The organism is Massilimicrobiota sp. An80 (genome assembly GCF_002159255.1).
GTDB classification, from domain to species: domain Bacteria; phylum Bacillota_I; class Bacilli_A; order Erysipelotrichales; family Coprobacillaceae; genus Allocoprobacillus; species Allocoprobacillus merdigallinarum.
The window spans coordinates 1-683 of the sequence record NZ_NFHI01000119.1 but is presented as its reverse complement, the minus strand read 5'-3'; the positions used below and the strand labels follow the sequence as shown (position 1 = coordinate 683).

Below are 683 nucleotides of genomic sequence, written 5' to 3'. Positions count from 1 at the left end.
CGAGTCTTTTGTTTTTTCTGAATTTAGCATCGTTGGCAAGAGCGCTGATGGTATTTCTGGAAGCGATGAATAAAAGGTCGAGGAGAGAACGATCTCTGATGAAATAATCACGGAGCTCTAGGGCGACAGTAAAAACGATATGGCGATGCTTGCAGGAGAAAGTCATGGCAGAGATGGAAATGGAACGTTGTTTAGCAGATTTAGCGGCACACTTAGAGCAGAACCTGGATTTGCAGGTATGAGGGATGGTCGTTTCAAAACCGCAGTCAGGACACTCATAAGTATCAAAACCAAGATAGATGGAACCACAGAGGATAGTATCGAGAATATTCTTATAAGTCACATCACGCATTCTATTGTCATTGTAAAGCTTGGTAATATAATCGATATTATCAAAAAATATATAACCAAAAGATTCTTTAGTATTCTTTCTTATATAAGAAGATAAGACAGCAGAATTGTATAAAAGAGTATCAGGAGTAGAGAGATCAATCATAAGAACACCACCTAAGATGATTATACAATACAAAAAAGCGATAATCATCAAAGATGATTAATCGCCATGGGGCTGTAACGAAATAAATATTCGTAAGGCCACCTAAAAAAGAAAACGACAATGATTATCTTTAATGATTATCATTGTCGTTTTTGGTATAATTAGATTATGGAATCTTTAAATTTTA

At 35.6% G+C, this 683-nt stretch carries 1 protein-coding gene; it reads right to left on the bottom strand.

Annotated features, from left to right (window positions below):
* On the bottom strand, nt 1-496 hold a 496-nt coding region (locus B5G32_RS13580), incomplete at its 3' end, for a transposase zinc-binding domain-containing protein (RefSeq protein ID WP_204209776.1).
* Nucleotides 497-683: the final 187 nt, after the last annotated feature.